1 protein-coding gene is annotated in these 1786 nt (G+C 44.7%); it reads right to left on the bottom strand.

The genetic code is table 11. The features are described 5' to 3' along the window. Window positions 1–168: 168 nt before the first annotated feature. On the bottom strand, window positions 169–1320 hold the full coding sequence (locus GCU44_RS22850; RefSeq protein ID WP_154859701.1) for an alpha/beta fold hydrolase: 1152 nt from the start codon (window positions 1318–1320) through the stop codon (window positions 169–171). Between the last annotated feature and the right edge of the window lie 466 nt (window positions 1321–1786).

Below are 1786 nucleotides of genomic sequence, written 5' to 3'. Positions count from 1 at the left end.
CGAAACCTGATAAAAAGCCCGAAACCGGCAGGGAAAAATCAAAATTATTCCATTTTGAAACCAAAATAACAAACCAAAAAGCTTAACTTAATAGCATTGGGGGTTTCTCCAACCCCGAAGGTCTTTCTTGGAACGTGTACGTTTGAAACTTTCGCGGTCTCAAAGACCTCAAAGGTTATTGCTGTTTCTTTTATCATAAAGTAGCCCGGCTTCCCGAAGGGATTGGTAAACGCCGATTTTTTCCTGATTATCCTCAAGTAAAAAGGAGCGGATAAGCTCCCGCTGCAATCGGGTAGCCCTCAATTTCCCCAAAGCATGTCCATCCCGGAGCAGCATAAGGCTGGACTGGGGGTAGAACTCCGCCAATACATCATAACAATACCTGGATAGCAGTTTGTCATGGACAGCGCCCACGATCAGTAACTTTCCTTCGTACAGCCTGCCTTTGTCGTAATCCACTCCATGCACCGAAAAAGGAGCTTTCTCCAATTCCTTCCAGATGGGCTGGCTTTTCTGTTTCAACCAGGCTGCCGCAATGGAAGGAGGCTGATCGTTCAGCCGGTTTGCCAACAAATCATAACTGTGCTCAAACAGCCGTACTTTTAGTGCTACATCATCGTCCCTATTTTTCCATAGGCCCGGCACCAAAAATCCCCATTGTAAAAAGGCATAGAAAGGAAAATCATCGGTATCACCCGTATCCGGACAAAGCCTTTCGGAATGTGCATGCCATAAATAGCCGAGCCAAAACCGGTTGGCCTGTGCTTCCGGGCAGGGGGCCGGGTCCCGGAAGTTCAGGTTTTTTTGAAGGTCAAGAAGTAGGGGGTTAAAGGAAATCAGGGAACTGACTTTTTCGGGATACAGGCTCAGGTAATAATGCAGGTAGGCGGCAGCACCGGAAAAGCCCACCAAATGCACCGGCTGATCTCCGAGTAAGGCTTTCCGGACCCTTTCCAGGTCCCTGGCATGCTGGTCCACGTTCAGTAGCTGGTAAGCTTTGGACCAGTCCGTTTCCCCTGTAGCCCGGAGGGTATTCAGGAGGACTTCGGACTGATGGCGGCCTTTGATTTGTACCAGGTTAAATTCATTCGCCAGTTTCCGGAGATCCATGCTTTGCTGAAAATAGTTGTCCAGGGGATCTTCTATCAGCAGAAGGGTTTCTTTTTGTTCCTCGTAGGGTTGAAATAGGGTATAACTGATTTCTATTTGCTTGCCGCGGGGCTCCCGGTGGTCCAGGGGCACGGATATAAACCTACTGGTACCAGAAGGCGACAGGATAAACCATAAGAATACACTTAGTATTTGTAGAAATGCTATCAAAACAGCGTTTGATTTACGTTTATAATCGGAGACCTAAAGAATTTCTCCTTAAAATCAGCTAGTTAAGGGGTCCAGTAGTTGAAAATAGCTTGTTTAAAAATCTAATCCAATTATGAATATAGTCTGTATTGTTAAATGATGTGAAATAGTGCCTTTTTTGTTAGTCAAACGAAGGTAAATCAAAAACAGCAATTCCAGGATCTTCATCCGTGGTGCTACCATACAATTTGCCGGACTGCTCATTTACGGCAATGGCCCGAATCCTTCTGTCGAGCTTTGATTTTTGCCTAATAGTATTCAGTAAATGAAGTATGTGGCTTTCTATCGCCTATTCGTTAACTAGGCAGAAGAATTTTAAACCGAATCAAATTATAATACTCCCCAAAATTGAGACCAGAGGTTAAGTTAAAAAAAACGATTAAATTTAACCTTATGAACAAGCAAACAAGGAGGAAGTTTTCCGCAG

Origin of the sequence: Cyclobacterium xiamenense (assembly GCF_009467825.1) — a bacterium.
Taxonomy (GTDB): Bacteria; Bacteroidota; Bacteroidia; order Cytophagales; family Cyclobacteriaceae; genus Cyclobacterium; species Cyclobacterium xiamenense.
Note: the sequence above shows the minus strand (reverse complement) of the source record. Positions and strands in the feature narration are given on the sequence as shown.